Origin of the sequence: Vibrio sp. 05-20-BW147, assembly GCF_013369385.1 — a bacterium.
Lineage (GTDB): Bacteria > Pseudomonadota > Gammaproteobacteria > Enterobacterales > Vibrionaceae > Vibrio > Vibrio floridensis.
Genome location: NZ_SZTO01000009.1, coordinates 74,858 through 97,840, shown reverse-complemented (window position 1 = coordinate 97,840; position 22,983 = coordinate 74,858). Strand labels below are relative to the sequence as shown.

The 22,983-nt window shown below is 49.2% G+C and carries 13 protein-coding genes; 10 read left to right on the top strand and 3 right to left on the bottom strand.

Features of this window, described 5'->3' with window-relative positions; translation table 11 throughout:
* Positions 1 to 123: 123 nt before the first annotated feature.
* From gltB (FC652_RS10035) to FC652_RS09990, 10 genes are all read left to right on the top strand, one after another.
* Complete coding sequence (gene gltB / locus FC652_RS10035; RefSeq protein ID WP_176298453.1) at positions 124 to 4,662, top strand: glutamate synthase large subunit; 4,539 nt, start codon at positions 124 to 126, stop codon at positions 4,660 to 4,662.
* The gene (locus FC652_RS10030) at positions 4,662 to 6,131 is read left to right on the top strand and encodes a glutamate synthase subunit beta (protein ID WP_176298452.1); all 1,470 of its coding nucleotides are present in this window, start codon (positions 4,662 to 4,664) and stop codon (positions 6,129 to 6,131) included. The genes gltB (FC652_RS10035) and FC652_RS10030 overlap by 1 nt, the downstream gene beginning before the upstream one ends.
* A gap of 428 nt (positions 6,132 to 6,559) precedes the next feature.
* Positions 6,560 to 11,023: a glutamate synthase large subunit gene (gene gltB, locus FC652_RS10025; RefSeq protein WP_176298451.1), complete on the top strand. Its 4,464-nt coding sequence runs from the start codon at positions 6,560 to 6,562 to the stop codon at positions 11,021 to 11,023.
* Positions 11,024 to 11,041: 18 nt separating this feature from the next.
* Positions 11,042 to 12,454 (top strand): FAD-dependent oxidoreductase, encoded by a 1,413-nt coding sequence (locus FC652_RS10020; protein ID WP_013572416.1) that lies wholly within the window; start codon positions 11,042 to 11,044, stop codon positions 12,452 to 12,454.
* Positions 12,455 to 12,566: 112 nt separating this feature from the next.
* The gene (locus FC652_RS10015) at positions 12,567 to 12,995 is read left to right on the top strand and encodes a DUF1499 domain-containing protein (RefSeq protein ID WP_080535660.1); all 429 of its coding nucleotides are present in this window, start codon (positions 12,567 to 12,569) and stop codon (positions 12,993 to 12,995) included.
* 96 nt (positions 12,996 to 13,091) lie between these two features.
* Positions 13,092 to 13,787, top strand: a complete 696-nt coding sequence (gene mtnN / locus FC652_RS10010; protein ID WP_011149517.1) for a 5'-methylthioadenosine/S-adenosylhomocysteine nucleosidase — start codon at positions 13,092 to 13,094, stop codon at positions 13,785 to 13,787.
* A gap of 11 nt (positions 13,788 to 13,798) precedes the next feature.
* Positions 13,799 to 14,752, top strand: a complete 954-nt coding sequence (locus FC652_RS10005; protein ID WP_176298450.1) for a cobalamin biosynthesis family protein — start codon at positions 13,799 to 13,801, stop codon at positions 14,750 to 14,752.
* Positions 14,749 to 15,570, top strand: a complete 822-nt coding sequence (gene btuF, locus FC652_RS10000; protein WP_176298449.1) for a vitamin B12 ABC transporter substrate-binding protein BtuF — start codon at positions 14,749 to 14,751, stop codon at positions 15,568 to 15,570. The genes FC652_RS10005 and btuF overlap by 4 nt, the downstream gene beginning before the upstream one ends.
* A gap of 71 nt (positions 15,571 to 15,641) precedes the next feature.
* Positions 15,642 to 16,262: a TRIC cation channel family protein gene (locus tag FC652_RS09995; RefSeq protein ID WP_011078648.1), complete on the top strand. Its 621-nt coding sequence runs from the start codon at positions 15,642 to 15,644 to the stop codon at positions 16,260 to 16,262.
* A 112-nt stretch (positions 16,263 to 16,374) separates the two neighbouring features.
* A complete protein-coding gene (locus FC652_RS09990; RefSeq protein ID WP_176298448.1) occupies positions 16,375 to 17,220 on the top strand; it encodes a LysR family transcriptional regulator in 846 nt (281 codons plus the stop codon).
* Here FC652_RS09990 and FC652_RS09985 read toward each other — a convergent pair.
* From FC652_RS09985 to carA, 3 genes are all read right to left on the bottom strand, one after another.
* Positions 17,171 to 17,950 carry a TSUP family transporter gene (locus FC652_RS09985; protein ID WP_013572421.1) on the bottom strand — a complete coding sequence of 260 codons (780 nt, stop codon included), beginning with the start codon at positions 17,948 to 17,950 and terminating at the stop codon, positions 17,171 to 17,173. The genes FC652_RS09990 and FC652_RS09985 overlap by 50 nt on opposite strands.
* A gap of 494 nt (positions 17,951 to 18,444) precedes the next feature.
* The gene (carB, locus tag FC652_RS09980; RefSeq protein ID WP_017421310.1) at positions 18,445 to 21,678 is read right to left on the bottom strand and encodes a carbamoyl-phosphate synthase large subunit; all 3,234 of its coding nucleotides are present in this window, start codon (positions 21,676 to 21,678) and stop codon (positions 18,445 to 18,447) included.
* A gap of 16 nt (positions 21,679 to 21,694) precedes the next feature.
* Complete coding sequence (gene carA / locus FC652_RS09975) at positions 21,695 to 22,834, bottom strand: glutamine-hydrolyzing carbamoyl-phosphate synthase small subunit (RefSeq protein ID WP_039552679.1); 1,140 nt, start codon at positions 22,832 to 22,834, stop codon at positions 21,695 to 21,697.
* Between the last annotated feature and the right edge of the window lie 149 nt (positions 22,835 to 22,983).

Below are 22,983 nucleotides of genomic sequence, written 5' to 3'. Positions count from 1 at the left end.
CTCAAAATCAACCCCCTCTGGTTGATTGCGATTCAAAACTATAAAGGACAAGGTGCTCAACCCGAGAATGCGATCTCATCGTATTGGTGTTGCTGCGCCTTCTAGAACTGGAAGGAAGTATCTATGGTAGATAGAGAGCAAAGTTCGCAAGGGCTTTATACTCCTGAGCTAGAGCATGATGCCTGTGGTATCGGTTTTGTCGCTCATCTCAAAAACCGCAAATCCCATCAGGTTGTGACCCAAGCTCTAGATATGCTAGCTCGCATGGAACACCGTGGTGGTCAAGGCTGCGATCCCTGCAGTGGCGACGGTGCGGGTATTTTGCTGCAAAAGCCTCACGAATTTTTGTTAGAAGAAGCGGTCAAGCTTGGTATCAAGCTACCTTCTTTTGAGAAATACGGTGTCGGTGTCGTTTTGTTCCCGAAAGATGAATACAAACGCGAACAATGCCGTGACATCCTAGAACGCAATGCGAAACGCCTTGATTTGGATATCATTGGCTATCGTGTTCTGCCAACCGACAATTCGATGATTGGCGCCGATCCGCTAAGCACAGAGCCTCAATTTGAGCATGTGTTTATTTCTGGCGGCCCAGGTACCTCACCGGAAGAACTTGAGCGCAAGCTGTATGTGCTGCGTAACTACACCGTACGCGTTTGCCTTGAGAGCGTTTCGAATATCGGGGATGACTTCTACATCAACTCGATGTCTTACAAAACCTTGGTCTATAAAGGTCAGCTAACCACTGAGCAAGTGCCTCAGTATTTCCAAGACCTACAAAACCCGACCATGGTCACCGCACTGGCTCTTGTGCACTCTCGTTTCTCTACCAATACTTTCCCGAAATGGCGCTTGGCTCAGCCTTTCCGTTACATTGCGCACAACGGTGAAATCAACACGGTTCGCGGCAACCTTAACTGGATGAAAGCACGCGAAGCGATCTTAGAATCTAAGCTCTTCACACAAGCAGAGATCGACATGCTATTGCCGATCTGTCAGGAAGGTGCTTCTGACTCTGCCAACTTTGACATGGTGTTGGAACTGCTGGTGCTTTCAGGCCGCAGTCTGCCGCACGCGCTGATGATGATGATTCCTGAAGCGTGGCAAGAAAACAAAACCATGGATCCAAAACGCCGTGCCTTCTATCAATACCATGCCAACATCATGGAACCGTGGGATGGCCCTGCGTCTGTCTGCTTTACCGATGGTGTACAAGTCGGTGCAACACTAGACCGTAACGGTCTGCGCCCGTCACGATATACCGTGACAAAAGACAACATGCTAATCATGGCATCCGAATCTGGCGTCGTGGAAATCCCACCAGAAAACGTTGAATACCGTGGCCGTTTGCAGCCAGGACGTATCTTCGTCGCCGATCTCGAACAAGGCCGCATCATTTCCGATGAAGAAGTGAAAGATTCGATTGCCAACGCTCAGCCGTATGAGCAGTGGGTAACGGACAATCTGCTCAGCCTAAAATCGCTGCCAGATGCCGATAACGTACACAGCCAACCTTCTCCAGAGCGTCTACTGCATCGCCAGCAAGCGTTTGGCATCAGCGCAGAAGAAGTGAATGAGATCATTCTGCCGTTGGCACAAACCGGCTATGAACCACTTGGCTCGATGGGTGCGGACTGGCCAGTCGCGATTTTGTCACACCAATCGCAACATCTTTCAAACTACTTCAAGCAGCTGTTTGCTCAGGTGACTAACCCGCCGATCGACCCGATCCGTGAACGTATGGTGATGTCACTCAATACCTACATCGGTAAAGATCAGAACCTGCTGGCAGAATCGCCAGTTCATTGCCGCAAAGTAGAACTTGAGTCTCCAGTGATCTCAAACGCTGAGCTCGAAAAACTGCGTGCTATCGACAACGAACACTTGCAAGCAAAAACGTTAGATATCGTATTCCAAGCCAACGAAGACGCTGGCAAACTGGAACGCGCACTCAAACGTATTTGTCAGTACGCGGAAGATGCCGTGATCGACGGTTACTCCATCATTCTATTGACTGACCGTGCCGTAAACTCTAACCACGCAGCGATTCCAGCGATGTTAGCAGTGGGTGCGGTTCACCATCACCTGATTCGTAAAGGGCTACGCGCCAAATGTGGCATCGTAGTGGAAACGGGTGATGCGCGTGAAACACACCATTTCGCCACGCTCGTAGGCTATGGCGCCAATGCAGTGAACCCTTATCTGGTCATTGAAACGATCGTTGATCTACAACGTCGTAAAAAGCTGGATGCCAACGTGTCGGTTGAAGAGTACTTCAACAACTACCGTAAAGGGGTCAACGGCGGCCTATTAAAGATCTTCTCGAAAATGGGGATTTCGACGCTGCAGTCCTACCACGGTGCGCAAATTTTTGAAGCCCTTGGTATCAGCAAAGCGGTGGTCGACAAATACTTCACCGGTACCGTTACACGTATTCAAGGTTTGACCTTAGATGACATCGCTAAAGAAGTCTTAGTGCGTCATCGCGTAGGCTACCCAACTCGTGAAATCCCAATTCAAATGCTCGATGTGGGTGGTGTTTATCAGTGGAAACAACGTGGTGAAAAACACCTGTTTAACCCTGAAACCATTCACCTGCTGCAACACTCTACTCGTAACAAAGACTACGCAGAGTTCAAGAAGTACGCAGCGGAAGTGGATCGCCAAGGTGACAACGCCGTTACCCTACGTAGCCAACTTGATTTCGTGAAAAATCCAGCGGGTTCAATCCCAATCGATGAAGTGGAACCCGTAGAGAGCATCGTCAAACGTTTCGCCACTGGCGCAATGTCATTTGGCTCTATCTCTTACGAGGCACACTCGACTCTAGCAGTCGCGATGAACCGTCTCGGTGCGAAATCAAACTCCGGTGAAGGCGGTGAAGATCCAATTCGCTTCTCTCCGAATGAGAATGGCGATTCAGAGCGCTCTGCGATCAAACAGGTTGCTTCAGGCCGTTTTGGTGTGACCTCTTACTACCTCACCAACTCTGACGAAATTCAGATCAAGATGGCACAAGGGGCAAAACCGGGCGAAGGTGGTCAGCTACCGGGCGACAAAGTCGACGATTGGATTGGTGCAACACGTCACTCCACTCCTGGGGTTGGTTTGATTTCGCCACCGCCACACCATGACATCTACTCGATCGAAGATTTGGCTCAGTTGATCTACGACTTGAAAAACGCCAACCGTAAAGGCCGTGTCAACGTTAAGCTGGTTTCGGAAGCTGGCGTGGGGACAATTGCTTCTGGCGTGGCGAAAGCGAAAGCGGACGTAGTACTGATTGCCGGTCACGATGGCGGTACTGGTGCTTCACCAATTTCGTCGATTCGTCACACCGGTCTACCTTGGGAACTCGGTCTTGCAGAAACACACCAAACGCTGCTGAAGAACGGCTTACGTAACCGTATCGTAGTTCAAGCCGATGGCCAGATGAAAACCCCTCGAGACATCGCAATCGCAACGCTATTGGGTGCTGAGGAATGGGGTGTCGCGACCGCTGCCCTCGTGGTTGAAGGCTGTATCATGATGCGTAAGTGTCATAAAAACACTTGCCCTGTTGGTATTGCAACTCAGAACAAAACGCTACGTGAGCGCTTTGATGGCCGCGTAGAAGACGTGGTGACCTTCTTCCTCTACATGGCACAAGGCGTGCGTGAAATCATGGCGGAACTTGGCTTCCGTACTGTGGATGAGATGGTGGGTCAGGCGCAAAAACTCAAAGTACGCGACAACGTTTCTCATTGGAAATACAAGAATTTGGATCTTTCTCCAGTTCTCTTCCTAGAGCAGCCTCGCGAGCAAGATGGTATTTACTGTCAAACCAAACAAAACCACCAGCTAGAAGCGGTACTTGATCGTCAATTGATTCAAGTGGCGACACCAGCACTGGAAGACGGTTTGGCGGTAACCGCGGAATTCCCAATCATCAACACCGATCGCTCTGTGGGTACCATGCTGTCGAACGAAATTTCGAAAGTGTACAAAGACCAAGGTTTACCACAACCAATGAACGTCAAGTTCAAAGGTTCTGCTGGCCAATCCTTTGGTGCTTTCCTCGCGAAAGGCGTGAAGTTTGAAGTGGAAGGCGATGCGAACGACTACTGGGGCAAAGGTCTCTCTGGCGGTACGCTGGTGCTCTACCCAGACAGCAACTCAACATTGGTGCCAGAAGACAACATCGTCGTGGGTAACGTTTGTTTCTACGGTGCAACATCCGGTGAATCTTACATTCGTGGCCTAGCTGGCGAGCGCTTCTGTGTTCGTAACTCCGGAGCCAAAGTAGTCGTTGAAGGCGTGGGTGACCACGGCTGTGAATACATGACCGGTGGTGTAGCAATTATCCTCGGTTCAACAGGTCGCAACTTTGCCGCCGGTATGAGTGGCGGCGTGGCCTACGTTTGGGACAAATCAGGTGACTTCCAGTCGAAACTGAACCCTGAACTGGTTGACCTCGATCCAATCGAACAAGAAGACAAAGATCTACTGCTGGATATGTTGAACAAACATGTTCAGTTCACAGGAAGTGAAGTAGCTCAAGCTTTCCTTGCTAATTTTGAAACCAGCTTGAAATCCTTGGTGAAAGTCATGCCACGTGATTACAAAGCGGTACTACAAAAACGCAAGGCAGAAGCAGAGCAACGTGAAGCGGAGGCAGTGTAATGGGTAAGCCGACTGGATTTTTAGAGTTTGGACGCGAGCTTCCACAGAAGCTTGCACCAGCAGAGCGAATCAAAAACAACAAAGAGTTCGTACTCAACGCGGAGTTTGGTAAGAAAATCAATACCCAAGCGTCTCGCTGTATGGACTGTGGCGTGCCGTTTTGTCACAACGGCTGCCCAATTGGCAACATCATTCCGGAATTCAACGATGCGGTTTATCGCGACAGTTGGGAAGAAGCGTGGAACATTCTAAGTTCAACCAACAACTTCCCAGAGTTCACCGGACGAGTTTGCCCTGCGCCATGTGAAAGTGCTTGTGTCTTGGGCATCAACCAAGACCCAATCACCATCTGTAACATTGAGAAAACCATTGTGGAAACGGCGTATCGTGAAGGGTACGCCAAACCCAAAACTCCACGTTCGCGCACAGGTAAGAAAGTGGCGATCATCGGTTCCGGTCCGGCAGGATTGGCGGCAGCTGAGCAGCTCAATAGTGCAGGCCATTCGGTGACGGTTTTCGAGCGCGATGAGAAAGTCGGTGGTCTACTGCGTTTCGGTATCCCAGATTTCAAACTGGGCATGGACGTCATTGACCGTAAGATCAATCTCATGGCAGAAGCTGGAGTTGAGTTTAAAGTCAATCAACATGTTGGTGTGGATGTGAACGCACAGCAAATTCGCCAAGAATACGATGTTGTACTGCTTACTGGCGGCTCGACCGTACCACGCGATCTTCCTGTCCCTGGCCGCGAGCTGAAAGGCGTTTACTTTGCGATGCAGTTCCTCGCACAAAACAACCGTCGTGCAAACAATATGGACCTCAAAGGTGAAGAAATTCACGCTGCGGGGAAACATGTTGTCGTGATCGGTGGTGGTGATACTGGTTCAGACTGTGTGGGCACTTCTAACCGTCATGGTGCTGCGAGTGTAACTCAAGTAGAAATCATGCCTGTGCCCCCAGAAAAGCGCCCTGCTAATATGCCTTGGCCGCAATACCCAATGATTCTTCGCACCTCAACTTCGCATGAAGAAGGGGTTGATCGCCATTGGAATATTCTGACCAAAGAATTCATCGGCAACGACAAAGGTGAAGTCACAGGTCTGCGTCTAGCGGATATTGTTTGGCAAGATGCACAACCAGGCGAACGCCCAAGCTTCAAAGAAGTCGAAGGTAGCGAGCGCGTGATTCCATGTGATATGGCTTTCTTGGCGATGGGTTTCCTTCACCCAGAACCACATGGTGTACTTGCGCAGTTGAATGTCGCGCTGGATGAGCGCGGTAACGTGGCAACTCAAGATTTCCAGACCAATCAACAAGGCGTATTTGCCGCAGGTGATATGCGTACTGGTCAATCTTTGGTGGTGCGCTGCATCAACGAAGGCCGTGAATGTGCACGTGCTATCGACCAATACCTAATGGGCAATACCAATCTGGAAGCAAAAGCCGATTCACTCATGCTTTCGGCTTAGTTGCCAATATCTCACTCGGACAGGTCTCCCATCTGTTCGAGTGAGAAAAGATAATCCAATCCTTCCAAACTTTTTCTTTTGACCAGCATTTTATGCTGGTCTTTTTTTTACTAAACACCCTCAGCATGTTGCAAACTTGTAACAACAAGAAATCTATCCACTTGAATTTAATACTCTTATTTAGACCATTACGTGGTAAATCGCATATTGGCGTGATTATTCACTAACAACTTGACCTTTTTCATAATAACCTATACGTTGTGAAGTCAGTGCAACATAAAGCCTCATTTATTGTTAAGAATTTAGAACGTTTTTATTGCATAAACATACGAATACAAATAATTAGAACGCATAGTTAGTCATACATACCAACATAAATTGTGTTGGTATTTCTGTCTGGAAGGCAGAGAAGCAAAGGGAGAATTGCAATGGCTCTTTATGATCCAAGTTTAGAGAAGGACAACTGTGGTTTCGGTCTTATCGCACACATGGAAGGTGAGCCAAGCCATAAACTGGTCCGTACCGCGATTTCAGCACTCGATCGCATGACCCACCGCGGCGGTATCGCTGCCGATGGAAAAACCGGCGACGGTTGTGGGCTATTACTTCAAAAACCCGACTCATATCTACGCTTGATAGCCAAAGAAAAAGGCTTCAATTTAGCGAAACAATACGCCATCGGTATGATCTTCTTCAGTCAAGATCCCGTTAAGGCGCAAACCGCTCGCGATATCATCAACAAAGAACTCGCCAAAGAGACACTCACGGTCGCAGGTTGGCGCAAAGTGCCAACCAATCCAGCGGTACTTGGTCCCATTGCCGCGGATTCTTTACCCGATATTCAACAAGTGTTCATTTCTGCTCCCGCGGGCTGGCGTGAGCGAGATATCGAACGACGCTTGTATATTGCTCGCCGCCGTATTGAAAAACAGATCACTGACGATAGAGATTTCTACGTTTGTAGCTTATCAACACAAGTGATTGTCTATAAAGGCTTGTGTATGCCAGCGGATCTGCCGCGTTTCTATTTGGATCTCGCGGATCTGCGGATGGAATCGGCTATCTGTTTGTTCCATCAACGTTTCTCAACCAACACTCAACCACGTTGGCCGCTCGCTCAACCGTTCCGCTACTTAGCACACAATGGTGAAATAAATACCATCGAAGGCAACCGCCAATGGGCTCGCGCTCGTGGCTATAAATTTGCATCACCACTTCTGCCTGATCTGCAAAGCGCTGCGCCATTTGTTAACGAAACGGGCTCGGACTCCTCCAGCTTAGACAATATGCTGGATCTCTTCCTTGCTGGCGGTATGGATATCTTCCGTGCCATGCGCATGTTGGTGCCGCCTGCGTGGCAAAACCACCCAGATATGGATCCTGATCTACGTGCCTTCTACGATTTCAACTCCAAACACATGGAACCTTGGGATGGCCCTGCTGGCATCGTACTTTCTGATGGGCGCTACGCCGCCTGTAACCTCGACCGCAACGGCCTACGCCCAGCTCGCTATGTGATCACCAAAGACAAATTGATCACCCTAGCCTCAGAAGTGGGCATTTGGGATTACGCACCGGATGAAGTGGCGGAGAAAGGTCGCGTTGGTCCCGGCGAGCTGTTGGTGATAGATACCCGTAAAGGCAAGTTATGGCAATCGAGTGAGATCGACAACGATCTCAAGAGCCGTCACCCTTACCGCGAATGGATGGACAACAACGTTCGCCGCCTTACACCATTTTCTGAACTACCTGAAGATCAAGTGGGTGAACGCAGCTTTGATAGTGACACACTAAAAACCTATCAAAAGCAGTTTGCGATGAGCAATGAAGAAGTCGATCAAGTACTGCGCGTATTGGGTGATATGGCGCAAGAAGCCGTCGGCTCTATGGGCGATGACACCCCAATGGCCGTCTTGTCTTCAAAAGAGCGACTCGTGACGGACTATTTCCGTCAGAAATTTGCTCAGGTCACCAACCCACCGATTGATCCATTGCGCGAACAGCACGTCATGTCATTGGCCACCAGCATCGGCCAAGAGATGAACGTCTTTTGCGAAACAGACGGGCACGCTCACCGAGTGACATTCGGTTCTCCGGTGCTGCTCTATTCCGATATGCAGCAACTACTTGAGCTGAGCGATGACCACTATCGCAACACCATTTTGGACATCAACTACGATCCAAGTGAGAAAGATCTCAAGCAAGCGATATTGGATCTCTGCGATCAAGCAGAGCAAGTTGTCCGTGATGGCACGGTTTTGATTGTGCTTTCTGACCGCCCTTTAGTGGCAGGTAAACTGCCAATCCCAGCAGCCATGGCGGTGGGTGCGGTACAAACTCGTCTCGTCAACGCCAACTTGCGTTGTGATGCCAACATCGTGGTGGAAACGGCGACCGCGCGTGACCCTCATCAATTTGCCGTATTACTCGGCTTTGGTGCAACCGCAGTCTACCCCTACCTTGCCTATGAAGTGCTAGGGAAATTGATCGACGATGGCGCACTCGAAAAAAGCTATCGCGAGGTGATGCAAAACTATCAATACGGCATCAATAAAGGTCTGTATAAGATCATGTCGAAGATGGGCATCTCCACCGTTGCTTCTTACCGCTGTTCTCAACTTTTTGAAGCGGTTGGTTTGAGCCGTGATGTAGTGGAGTTGTGCTTTAAAGGCGTGACAACCCGCATTGAAGGTGCCGGGTTTGCGGACTTCCAACAAGATCTCTTTAACCTCTCTCGCAAGGCATGGGCAAAACGTAAGTCGATCGAACACGGCGGCTTACTCAAATACGTGCATGGTGGTGAGTACCACGCCTACAACCCTGATGTTGTTGGCACATTGCAAAAAGCGGTGAAGTCAGGAGAAAGCGGTGATTATCAGCAGTTCGCTCAACAAGTGAATCAACGCCCAGTCGCCATGCTGCGCGATTTAATGCAACTGAAAAAAGCGGACCAGCCACTTGCGTTAGAAAAAATTGAACCCAGTACCGAACTGTTTAAGCGCTTTGATTCTGCGGCGATGTCGATTGGTGCATTAAGCCCGGAAGCTCATGAAGCGTTGGCAACCGCCATGAACCGTTTGGGCGGTTACTCCAACTCAGGCGAAGGGGGCGAAGATCCACGTCGCTTTGGCACCGAGCGCAACTCTCGTATTAAGCAAGTTGCCTCTGGCCGTTTTGGCGTCACGCCGCACTACCTCACCAACGCTGATGTACTGCAAATCAAGGTCGCTCAAGGTGCAAAACCAGGCGAAGGCGGTCAGTTACCTGGCCACAAAGTCACTGCCGAGATTGCTAAGCTGCGTTATTCCGTGCAAGGCGTGACACTGATCTCGCCACCACCGCATCACGACATCTATTCGATTGAAGACTTAGCGCAATTGATTTTTGACTTGAAACAGGTCAACCCGAAAGCGTTGGTTTCCGTCAAACTGGTGTCTGAGCCAGGCGTCGGCACCATCGCCACCGGCGTTGCCAAAGCCTATGCCGATCTCATCACCATCTCTGGCTATGATGGCGGTACTGCTGCCAGCCCGCTTACATCAGTAAAATACGCAGGCAGTCCATGGGAACTGGGCCTAGCAGAAACGCAACAAGCCTTAGTAGCCAATGGCCTGCGTCACAAGATCCGCCTTCAAGTGGATGGTGGTTTGAAAACGGGCTTGGATGTGGTGAAAGGGGCGATTCTAGGTGCCGAGAGCTTTGGTTTCGGTACGGCGCCAATGGTGGCAATGGGTTGTAAGTTCCTGCGTATCTGTCACCTCAACAACTGCGCGACCGGTGTAGCAACGCAAGACGAAACTCTGCGTAAAGAGTACTTCAAAGGCTTGCCAGAAATGGTGATGAACTACTTTATCGGCTTGGCTGATGAAGTACGAGGCTTGCTCGCTGAACTGGGCGTTGAAAAACTCACCGACTTGATTGGCCGTACCGATCTGCTCGAAGTGGTGCAAGGCATGACCGCTAAGCAGTCCAAGCTTGATCTGTCAGGCATTCTTGAAGCACCTGTGTCGCCACAGAATCTACCTCTGTTCTGGACAGAGCCAAATGCACCGTTTGATAAAGCGGTGCTGAATCAGAAGATCATTGAAGACGCGCTTGATGCGGTTGAGAACCGTCAATCTGCCAGCTTCTTCTACAACGTGATCAATACCGATCGTTCGATTGGCGCACGCCTTTCCGGTGAAATCGCCAAGCGTTATGGCAACCAAGGTATGGCAGCATCGCCCATTAAACTCTATCTCGATGGTACCGCTGGTCAATCTTTTGGTGTGTGGAACGCAGGCGGCGTCGAGCTTTATCTCACTGGTGATGCGAATGACTACGTAGGAAAAGGCATGGCGGGCGGTAAGGTTGTCATCAAACCGCACTTAGGCACCACCTTCCGTTGTAACGATGCGACCATTATCGGCAACACCTGTCTCTATGGCGCCACAGGCGGCAAACTGTTCGCTGCTGGTAAAGCGGGTGAACGCTTTGGTGTACGTAACTCTGGCACCATCACCGTGATTGAAGGCGCGGGCGACAACGCTTGTGAATACATGACCGGCGGCATCGTGGCCATTCTTGGTGCGACTGGGGTTAACTTCGGCGCGGGGATGACGGGGGGCTTTGCTTACGTTCTGGATGAGAATGAAGATTTCCAAGGCCGTGTTAACAGTGAATCGGTTGAAGCGATTTCGCTTTCTGATCTTTATATCCACCAAGAACATCTTCGCGGTTTGATCGCCGAACATCTTGAAGAGACCGGCTCCGTTCACGCCGAAGATATTCTGGCCAACTTTGACGCATGGATACCGAAGTTCTACTTGGTGAAACCGAAAGCAGCGGATCTTAACACCCTGCTTGGCCACCAAAGCCGCAGTGCGGCAGAACTTCGCGTGCAGGCCCAGTAATTCAAGGAGGATATGAACATGAGCCAGAATGTATACCAGTTTATCGATGTTCAACGTGTCGATCCTGCTAAGAAGCCGCTGCAGATTCGCAAGATCGAGTTCGTCGAAATCTACGAACCCTTTACCAAACAGCAAGCGACCGCTCAAGCGGATCGCTGCTTAGATTGTGGTAACCCTTATTGTGAATGGAAGTGCCCGGTACACAACTACATCCCTCAGTGGCTAAAACTGGCCAATGAAGGACGAATTTTGGAAGCGGTCGAGCTTTCACATCAGACCAACAGCTTGCCGGAAGTGTGTGGCCGAGTTTGCCCTCAAGACCGACTGTGTGAAGGCTCTTGCACATTAAATGACGACTTTGGTGCCGTCACCATCGGTAATATTGAAAAATACATCACCGACAAAGCCTTTGAGATGGGCTGGAAGCCAGACATGTCCAAAGTCGAATGGACAGATAAGAAAGTGGCCATCATTGGCGCGGGCCCTGCAGGTCTCGCGGCTGCCGATATTTTGGTGCGCAATGGGGTCAAACCCGTTGTCTTCGACCGCTACCCAGAGATCGGCGGGCTACTGACGTTTGGTATTCCTTCTTTCAAACTGGAAAAAGGGGTGATGGAAAACCGCCGCCGCATTTTCAGCGAAATGGGGGTTGAGTTCCGCATGAACGTCGAAGTCGGTAAAGATGTGCAGATGCAAGAATTGCTGGAAGAGTATGATGCCGTGTTCCTTGGCGTCGGCACCTACAAATACATGCGTGCTGGTTTGGAGAATGAGGATGCCTCCGGCGTTTATGACGCCCTGCCCTTTTTGATTTCCAACACCTACAAAGTGATGGGCCTTGAACACGACCAGCCTTTCATCGATATGGCGGGCAAAAATGTTGTCGTGCTTGGTGGTGGTGATACCGCGATGGACTGTGTTCGCACTTCTATCCGCCAAGGCGCTGCCAATGTCGTTTGCGCCTATCGTCGCGATGAAGAGAACATGCCAGGTTCACGTCGTGAAGTGAAAAACGCCAAAGAGGAAGGGGTGAACTTTATGTTTAACCTGCAACCTCTGTCGATTGAAGTGGACACTCGCGGACAAGTGACGGGCGTGAAAGTGGTGCAGACTGCGTTAGGTGAGCCCGATGAGGCAGGCCGCCGCCGTCCCGAGCCTGTGGCAGGCAGTGAGCATGTGTTACCTGCCGATGTGGTGATCATGGCCTTTGGCTTCCAACCCCATCAAATGAGTTGGTTGGAGCCTTATGGAGTTGAGCTCGACCAATGGGGTCGCATCAAAGCTGCTGCGAAACAGACTTACCAATTCCAAACCAGCAATGAGAAGATTTTTGCCGGTGGTGATGCGGTGCGTGGTTCCGATTTGGTGGTGACGGCGATTGATGAAGGCCGTAAAGCTGCGGAAGGCATATTAGATTATCTCGAACTCTAATATCTATCGGTGTGTTATGAGAGGTTGGTGAGCGATCACCAACCTTTTTTCTTTTAGACTTAATGTTTAGGATCTGCGGATAACGCCCTTTTGGGAACAGTAGGTGTACAGGATGAAAAAACTCTTTTTAACGATTTGCGCCACCTTAGCCCTGACCGCTTGCAGCAATGGAGCTTACACAATGACCGATCGAACTTCTCACCCTTGTGGCAATAAACCCAACTGTGTTTCCACACAAGATGAGCGCGCGAGTTTCCAACTCGAACCTTTTAAGCTCACGGCCAACGCCACCTTAGATCAAATAGAGCAAGTTGCCCTTGAGCTCCCGGGGGCAAAAGTGGCAGATAAAACGGAACACTACTTAAGAGTAGAATGCACTTCGCGACTGTTTCGCTTTGTTGATGATCTTGAACTCAAAATCGTCGATGGCCAATTGCTCGTCCGTTCAGAGTCACGCGTTGGTTACTCCGATCTTGGCGTCAATCGCAAGCGTGCTGAGCAATTAAGAAGCTTGCTGACTGAGGCGGGTTTCATTAAGTAAAGGCAAAGGGTAAACAACAAGCGAAAGTACTTATTGTGACAGAGCTTTGCTATACTCTCGCCAATTCTATGTTTGTTTAAAAATGAAGAGATTGATATGAAAGTCGGTATTATCGGTGCCATGCAACAAGAAGTGGCCATCCTTAAAGAAGCAATGACCAACGCACAAACCGTAAATAAAGCCGGTTGCACCTTCTATTCAGGTCAAATCAATGGTGTTGAGGTTGTGCTACTGCAATCCGGCATTGGTAAAGTTGCTGCCGCGATTGGCACCACTATCCTTCTCGATGAATATCAACCTGATATGGTCCTCAACACCGGTTCTGCCGGTGGTTTTGATTCCAGCTTAAATCTTGGTGATGTGGTCATTTCGACTGAAGTCCGTCATCACGATGCTGACGTGACGGCATTTGGTTATGAAATGGGCCAAATGGCAGGTCAACCAGCCGCTTTCCTCGCTGATGAAAAATTGATGAACTTGGCTGAAAAAGCGTTAGAACAAATGGACGGACAGCACGCGGTTCGTGGTCTCATCTGTACTGGTGATGCATTCGTTTGTACCGCTGAGCGTCAAGCCTTTATCCGTCAACACTTCCCATCCGTGATTGCGGTTGAAATGGAAGCGTCTGCAATTGCACAAACTTGTCACCAGTTCAAAGTGCCGTTTGTTGTCGTGCGTGCAATTTCAGATGTGGCAGACAAAGAATCACCAATGAGCTTTGAAGAGTTCTTACCTTTGGCAGCCAAGAGCTCGTCAGAAATGGTCTTCAAAATGTTGGAACTGCTGAAGTAATCGCCCTATCTATGACAGAGCTGTTTGATCAACTCTATGCCAACGGCGCGCTCCTCATTCTATGGGGAGCGTTACTGTTCCATCTCATTATCCCGATTCCACGCTCCTCTCATCCCGTCACACTCTGGCACAAATTTGCCGAGCTGTTGGCAGATAAAGTCAATACCCAACAAAGCTATCAACAAAGCCTCATCTCAGGCAATTTAGCGTTATTGTTGATGCTGTTTCCTTGTTTAGCGGTCCTGTTTGCTTTAAAACCCTTGGTTTGGCAACCGCAGCTATTTGAACTTGCGTTGCTGTTGTTGGCGCTAGATTGGCGCAGTAACGAGAGCCTCGCCAAAGCGTTGATTCGTGCCATGGCCAATGAAGATAAACCTGCTGCAAGAAGCCTATTGGCCTCCTACCTCAATCGAGAAACCAACGCACTCTCCCAGCTTGGGATCGGCAAAGCCGCCGCTGAAACCTTGATTATGGGGTATGGGAGAAATGTGGTTGGCGTTCTCTTTTGGTTCGCACTTTCAGGCGGCATCGGAGCGTTGATGTATCGCCTCACAGTTGAACTGGCAAGAGCTTGGTCGCCAAGTCGTGCTAACTATGCGCCATTTGGCATGGCAGCCGTACGACTTGCCGCGGTACTGGATTTTATTCCTCTGCGTTTATTTGCCGTTATGATCCTGCTTGGTCAACACGCAGGTCAAACATGGCAAGGCATGCGTCAACAAGCCGCTTCTTGGCCATTGCCTGGTCCGGCTTGGTTACTGTGTGCCGTAGGCAACAAGCTGCAACTCTCTTTGGGTGGGCCAGCGATTTATCAAGGTAAAAGAGCCGAAAGAGCCAAAATTGGTGGACGCATTGCGCCTTCCGCTTTGCATATTGATCAGCTACAACATTTATTAGCACGTAGGATCCTAGTTTGGATTTTGCTTCAGAGCCTATTTATGGGGCTTATTTATCAAGGGATATGATGAAAACTCTCTCTTCACTTCTTCTACTGTTTTCGGTCGGTTTACAAGCAGCCCCCATTGAACGCGTCATCAGCTTGGCACCACACGCCACCGAGATCGCGTACGCAGCAGGGCTTGGGGATAAACTGATTGCCGTTAGTGAGATGAGCGACTATCCAGAGGCAGCCAAAACGTTAGAGAAAGTCTCCAACTACAAGGGGATTAACTTAGAGAAAATCATCACCTTAAAACCGGATTTGATCATCGCATGGCCGGCGGGTAACCCTGCAAAAGAGCTAGAAAAACTCGAGCAGTTTGGCTTTAAGATCTATTACTCACAAACCAAATCACTTAAAGATATTGGCGATAACATTGAACAACTCAGTCAATACAGTGACGATCCGCAAATCGGCCTAAACAATGCTCAAGATTACCGAACTCATCTCGAAGCGCTAAGAGCAAAGTACCAAAATCTCCCTAAAACCCGTTACTTCTACCAACTCAGCGACACGCCGATCATCACCGTTGCTGGCCAAAACTGGCCGACAGAGGTCTTTCGTTTTTGTGGCGGTGAGAATGTGTTTGATGGCGCATCAGCGCCTTATCCTCAAGTCAGTATTGAGCAGGTGATTCTAAAAAGACCCCAAGCCATGTTTGTTTCTCCTCACGCGATTCAAAATAACGGCATGTGGAGTCCTTGGGTTGAGGAGATTCCTGCATTAAAAAATGCGCATTTTTGGCAGCTCAATTCAGATTGGTTAAACCGACCAACCCCTCGCACCTTACTGGCGATTGAACAAGTCTGTGAGCACTTTGCCAGCATCGAGCAAAAACGCTAACGTTTGGCTGGAAAATTTCGTACAATTTGCCCCCATTTTCTGTTCCCTCACATTTTAAGGCATTAAGTAACATGGACTCCATGCTGCTGTATTTTATCGATTTATTTGGCACCGCTGTTTTTGCTGTTTCCGGCGTTCTCTTGGCTGGACGGTTAAAGATGGATCCTTTTGGTGTGGTTGTATTAGGCAGCGTGACCGCTATTGGTGGTGGCACTATTCGCGATATGGCCTTGGGCGCAACCCCCGTCTTTTGGATCAAGGACACCACCTATCTTTGGGTTATCATCGTTACCTGTCTGTTGACAATGCTCGTTGTGCGACGACCTAAGCGCTTGGCGTGGTGGATATTACCCGTCTGCGATGCCATTGGCTTGGCGGTATTTGTTGGGATCGGCGTCGAGAAAGCCCTCGCCTATCAAGATTCAGCGATGGTCGCGGTGATCATGGGCGTCATTACCGGCTGTGGTGGCGGGATCATTCGCGATGTGTTGGCGCGTGAGATTCCAATGGTGCTGCGAAGTGAAGTGTATGCGACTGCCTGTCTTGTTGGTGGGATATTCCACACATCAGCCCTAAGCCTTGGCTATGATCACTCTACAGCCTTATTGGCAGGAGTGTTTTCGACCTTGATCATCCGCTTGGGCGCCATTCGCTGGCATTTGTCTCTTCCAACCTTTGCCCTCAATAAGTAGTGGTTGTTGGCCGACTTTATCGGCCAACGTCACGCCTCACTTTCTTTCGCCTTGGCAACCGAGTCTTTACTCGCTAAAGTGAATTACCTATTCCCACTCGTCATCAATCATTATGTTACTCGAAGGCATTGAGACCTTATTGGTTCTGCATAAAGAAAAGACCATGAGTCGCACCGGCAGTCAGCTCTATATTAGTCAATCTGCTGTCAGTAAACGCATTGCGAATCTTGAGAAAAAGCTTGGGAAGAAACTGATTGAACCTGATGGACGTCATATTCGTTTAACCGCTGAAGCTCAAGCCTTAATAAAGAGCATTGAACCAAGTTTTAATGAGCTGCGCGGGCAGATCTACGATCAGCAACTTATCGAAGATAATGCATTGATTAAAATCGATTGTTCAGAAACGCTACTGGCGGGTTATTTGAACAATGCGATGGAAGCACTGTATCAGCAGGATCGTCACCTTTCCTTGACCACCAACCACACACCTAGGATTGTGGAACACGTTCAGTCAGGCAAAGCCACACTCGGATTTTGCGCCGGCTATTTACCGCCAAATCATGGGCTAATGACCTTTCACCTCTTTGATGAATCTTTTAGCATCATTAGTAAGTACCCACTAACTGAGCTACCAAAAGCAATCATAACCAATGACCTCAACAATCCCGCCAATACCTATCAACTGGCTGCATTGTCAGCGGTGGGTGTGACGCCCTTGATGCAAATGGACTCTTACACCGCGTCAGCCCAGCTCGCCGTGGGTGGAATGGCACCCGCCCTAGTGCCGAAATCCGTGATTAACGCATTACGAATAGAGCCACAGTATTGCTATCACTTTGACGAGCTTAGTCATCTCACTCGTCCGGTGACGATATGTTGTCGAGCCAAAAGCCATCAAAACAGCCGAGTTAAAACAGTGATAACAACCATTGCTGATGCTGTTGCCAAAGTAGTTTAGAGGCCATTGCCATCGACATCACAATGACCAGAGGACGGATCCATTTGTGTCCTTTGGTCACCACCACTTTTGCTCCCAAGCGCGCACCAATAAAGCCCCCCACAGCCATCACTAAGCCCACTTTCCAGACTGGCAATCCCGCCAGCACAAAAAACAGTAATGCCGCGATGTTAGAGGTAAAATTGAGCACTTTGGTTCGCGCAGTGGCTTCAACGAGGGAAAACTGTCCAAGCACAACAAAACAAACGGTAAAGATCGATCCCGTTCCCGGGCCAAAAAAACCATCATAGAAACCAACACCACCGCCGACCGACAGTGCAAACATCGCCTCGGATAACTTTGGCTGTCCCCCCGTATTGCGGGTGGGTGGCGCGAGTAAAAAATAGAGAGAAATCGCTATTAGCAGTACGGGAATCAAGCTGGTTAGCACGCTGGCATCAATCACTTGAACAAGCTCTGCCCCGATGGCCGCCCCAATAAAGGTACATGCGATGGCGACTTTCATCTCTTTTAAACTGACGATGCCATTACGGACAAAATATAAGCTGGCTGAGAAACTACCGAATGAGCTTTGCAACTTATTGGTCGCCAATGCTTGTGTTGGGCTCAACCCTGAAGCCAACAACGCAGGAAGAGTGAGCAGTCCACCACCACCTGCCATGGCATCAATAAAACCAGCCACAGAAGCAACAAAGAACAGTGCTGCCAACATCTCAATCGTTATGTCCAATTCAAGCATCCTTTTCAAAGAGGAAGAGTAAAGAACAAGACGTTAGCATCAAAACTAGCGAGGTAAAAAGGAAACCCAAGACAGCAATCCATTCCTAAAATTCATCAATTGTATTTTGTTAGAAACATAGTTTATTTGGGATGCTTCAAATATGAAGGAGAACGTGGACGACACAAGTTGGGAGATGCAGAACATCGGACTTCCCAACAGGACAAACTACATCAAGGGAACGTTACTGAAACAGAGCCTAAGAATCGCAGAACTGGAAAGGGAACAAGCTTCAACACCAGAGGAAATTCGCAAGACGCGGGATAACCTTGAACAAGCAAGGAAAGAGTACTAGGATTTCACTCAACGCCATCAAGTCATTGACTAAGAGAATCCAAGCCAAGCGTATTTGGCGATGTCCTTATAGAAAAAAGCCCGCTCAAATGAGCGGGCAATGAGGTTGTCATATAAGCCGTTATAGTTATGAACTCAGGGCTTACTGATTATTACGCTTTCAAACTCGCTTGCACTTGCGCGTGTAGTTCCTGAACCGACGTCACGCTTGCTTTCGCGTCCGCCGTATGAGACATACAGGTTGCAAATGCCGCGTTAAGTGTCGTGGTGTAGTTCACTTTCTCTGCAAGTGCGCCACGGCGTAGAACTTTCGAATCTTCAATCGCTTGACGACCAGCCGCCGTGTTCACGATGTAGGTGTATTCGTTGTTCTTAATGCGGTCAAGAATGTGAGGACGACCTTCGTGCACTTTGTTTACTAGGCGTGGGTTGATGCCCGCTTCACCTAAGATCACTGCCGTGCCGTGTGTCGCATCCAGCTTGTAGCCTAGTTTCAGTAGTTTAGACGCTAGGTCAACCACACGTTGCTTGTCGCCTTCGCGTACCGAAAGCAGCGCACGACCACCTTCAGGATACACATTGCCACAACCCAGTTCTGCTTTCGCATACGCTTCAGCAAAAGTTGCACCTACACCCATCACTTCACCCGTTGAGCGCATTTCAGGGCCCAATAGTGGGTCAACGCCAGGGAACTTGTTAAATGGCAGAACCACTTCTTTTACCGAGTAGTAAGGAGGAATAATCTCTTTGGTGAAACCTTGCGATTCCAGAGACTGACCAGCCATAACACGTGCAGCGATTTTAGCCAATGGTGCACCGGTCGCTTTCGATACGAATGGAACGGTACGTGCAGCACGAGGGTTCACTTCGATGAGGTACACTTCGTTATCTTTTACAGCAAACTGCGTGTTCATCAGACCACGAACACCCAACTCAAATGCCAGCTTTTCGACTTGCTCACGCATCTTGTCTTGGATTTCTTGGCTTAACGTGTAAGCAGGCAGTGAACATGCAGAGTCACCTGAGTGAACACCCGCTTGCTCGATGTGCTCCATGATACCGCCAATCACCACGCGCTCACCGTCACAGATAGCGTCGATATCGACTTCAATTGCATCGTCTAGGAAGCGATCCAGTAGAACAGGTGATTCGTTCGACACGCTAACCGCTTCGTTGAAGTAGCGGCGTAGGTCTTGCTCGTCATAAACGATTTCCATCGCGCGGCCACCCAGTACGTAAGATGGACGAACGACCAATGGGAAGCCAATTTCACGTGATTTCTCAACCGCTTGCTCCATGGTGGTCACAGTTGCGTTCTCTGGCTGTAACAGGCCTAAACGGTCAACCGCTTGTTGGAAACGCTCACGGTCTTCCGCACGGTCGATGGCATCTGGGCTAGTACCGATAATTGGCACACCCGCCGCTTCTAGCGCACGCGCCAATTTCAGTGGCGTTTGACCACCGTACTGCACGATCACGCCTTTTGGCTTTTCAACACGAGCAATCGCCAACACATCTTCTAGAGTAACCGGTTCGAAGTAGAGACGGTCTGACGTGTCGTAGTCGGTTGATACAGTTTCTGGGTTACAGTTCACCATGATGGTCTCGTAACCATCTTCACGTAGCGCTAGCGAAGCGTGTACACAGCAGTAGTCAAACTCAATACCTTGACCGATACGGTTTGGACCACCGCCCAGAACCATGATCTTTTCTTTATCGGTTGGGTTCGCTTCACACTCGTCATCATAAGATGAGTACATGTAAGCCGTATCCGACGAGAACTCTGCCGCACAGGTATCAACGCGCTTGTATACTGGGTGGATGTCGTACTGGTCACGTAGACGACGGATTTCACTTTCAGCCACACCGAGTAGTTTTGATAGGCGAGCGTCTGAGAAACCTTTGCGCTTCATTTGACGAAGCACATCTTGAGTCAAACCAGCAAAACCACCCGCTTTCACTTGCTCTTCTAGCTTCACAATCTCTTCGATTTGAACCAAGAACCAGCGATCAACGTTAGTTAGATTAAACACACCATCAACTGACATACCCGCACGGAATGCATCTGCAATGTACCAAATACGCTCAGCGCCCGCTTCTTTCAGCTCGTGGCGAATTTTGGTCAGTGCATCTGGTGAATCAAGATCAACCATCTCATCAAAGCCTGTTGCGCCCACTTCTAGACCGCGCAGCGCTTTGTGCAGTGATTCTTGTTGGTTACGGCCAATGGCCATCACTTCACCAACTGACTTCATTTGCGTCGTCAGACGGTCGTTAGCACCGGCAAATTTCTCGAAGTTGAAACGAGGAATCTTAGTCACTACGTAATCGATGGTCGGTTCAAATGATGCTGGCGTCGCACCACCAGTGATGTCGTTTTGTAGCTCATCAAGCGTGAAGCCAACGGCTAGTTTCGCTGCAATCTTCGCAATAGGGAAACCCGTTGCTTTTGACGCTAGAGCAGACGAGCGAGATACACGTGGGTTCATCTCGATGATAACCATACGGCCATCTTTCGGGTTGATACCAAACTGCACGTTTGAACCACCGGTCTCTACACCGATTTCACGAAGTACCGCTAGCGACGCATTACGCATCAGTTGGTATTCTTTATCTGTCAGCGTTTGAGCCGGTGCCACGGTGATAGAGTCACCGGTGTGGATGCCCATTGGGTCGAAGTTTTCGATTGAACATACGATGATACAGTTGTCCGCTTTGTCGCGAACCACTTCCATTTCGTACTCTTTCCAACCGATCAAAGATTCATCGATAAGCAGTTCATTGGTTGGCGACAGGTCAAGACCACGGCGACAGATTTCTTCGAACTCTTCTTTGTTGTACGCGATACCACCACCCGTACCACCCATAGTGAATGACGGGCGAATGATACATGGGAAGCCAACCATATCGAGCACTTTGTACGCTTCTTCCATGGTCTTTGCCGTATCAGCACGAGGACACTCTAGGCCGATAGATTTCATCGCTTTGTCGAAACGCGAACGATCTTCCGCTTTATCGATGGCATCAGCAGTTGCACCGATCATTTCTACGCCAAATTCCGCTAGTACACCGTGCTTTTCAAGCGCAAGCGCACAGTTTAGAGCTGTCTGACCACCCATGGTTGGTAGAACCGCATCTGGACGCTCTTTTTCAATAATCTTGCGTACCACTTCCCATTGAATTGGCTCGATGTAGGTCGCATCCGCCATATCTGGGTCTGTCATGATGGTCGCTGGGTTCGAGTTTACTAGGATAACTCGGTAACCTTCTTCACGTAGCGCTTTACATGCTTGTGCGCCTGAGTAGTCAAACTCACAAGCCTGACCGATAACAATTGGACCAGCACCTAGGATAAGAATGCTTTGAATGTCAGTACGTTTTGGCATTGTCTACTACTCCAAATTAAGCGCTGTGTTGTTTAATCAGTTCGATGAAATGGTCAAATAGCGGAGCTGCGTCGTGTGGACCTGGGCTCGCTTCTGGGTGACCTTGGAAGCTGAATGCTGGCTTGTCTGTGCGGTGAATTCCCTGCAAAGAGCCATCAAAGAGCGATACGTGAGTAGCACGTAGGTTATCTGGTAGAGTTGCTTCATCAGCGGCAAAACCGTGGTTTTGCGAAGTAATCATCACCACATTGCGGTCTAAATCTTTTACAGGATGGTTTGCACCATGGTGACCAAACTTCATCTTCACCGTTTTCGCACCAGACGCCAACGCGAGAATTTGGTGGCCAAGACAAATACCAAATACTGGCAGGCCTTTTTCTAGGAACACTTTGGTTGCTTCAATCGCATAAGTACAAGGTGCTGGGTCACCAGGGCCGTTTGACAGGAAAACACCATCTGGGTTTAGCGCTAGAACCTCTTCTGCCGACGTTTCTGCTGGCACGACCGTTAAGCGGCAGCCGCGGTCAACCAACATTCGTAAGATGTTGCGTTTTGCGCCGAAATCGTAGGCAACAACGTGATATGGCAATTCGCTGTCATCTTTCGCTTCTGGAAGTCCACCCTCAAGCGTCCACGAACCTTGTTTCCATTGATACGCTTCTTTTGTTGTAACCTCTTTCGCAAGATCCATTCCTTTTAAACCTGGGAATTCTTTTGCTTTCGCCAGTGCCAAAGCTTCATCTAGGTTGTTACCTGCAACGATACAACCGTTTTGTGCACCTTTCTCACGCAGAATACGAGTGAGCTTACGCGTATCAATATCAGCAATGCCGACAATGTTTTGCGATTTGAGGTAATCAGAAAGAGATTGTTCACTACGGAAGTTAGAAGCGATAAGAGGGAGATCGCGAATCACAAGGCCTTGAGCATGAATGGAAGAGGATTCTTCGTCTTCGGAAGTGGTTCCGGTATTGCCAATGTGAGGATAAGTAAGAGTAACGATTTGCTGGGAATAAGAAGGATCAGTGAGGATTTCTTGATACCCCGTCATCGAGGTATTGAAAACGACTTCTCCAACGGAAATACCATCTGCGCCAATGGACACTCCGCGGAACACTGTCCCATCTTCCAGGACTAACAGTGCTGATTTACTCAAGACAACCTCCAGAATAAAAATGCATAAAAAATAAATTAAACTGCAAATCTGCCCTATCTATCACCAGAAAAGTGTGATTTTGGGGAATTCAGACAAATTGGCGGTATTCTAAAGACACTCTTGATACATGTCAACATTTCGCTTTTAAC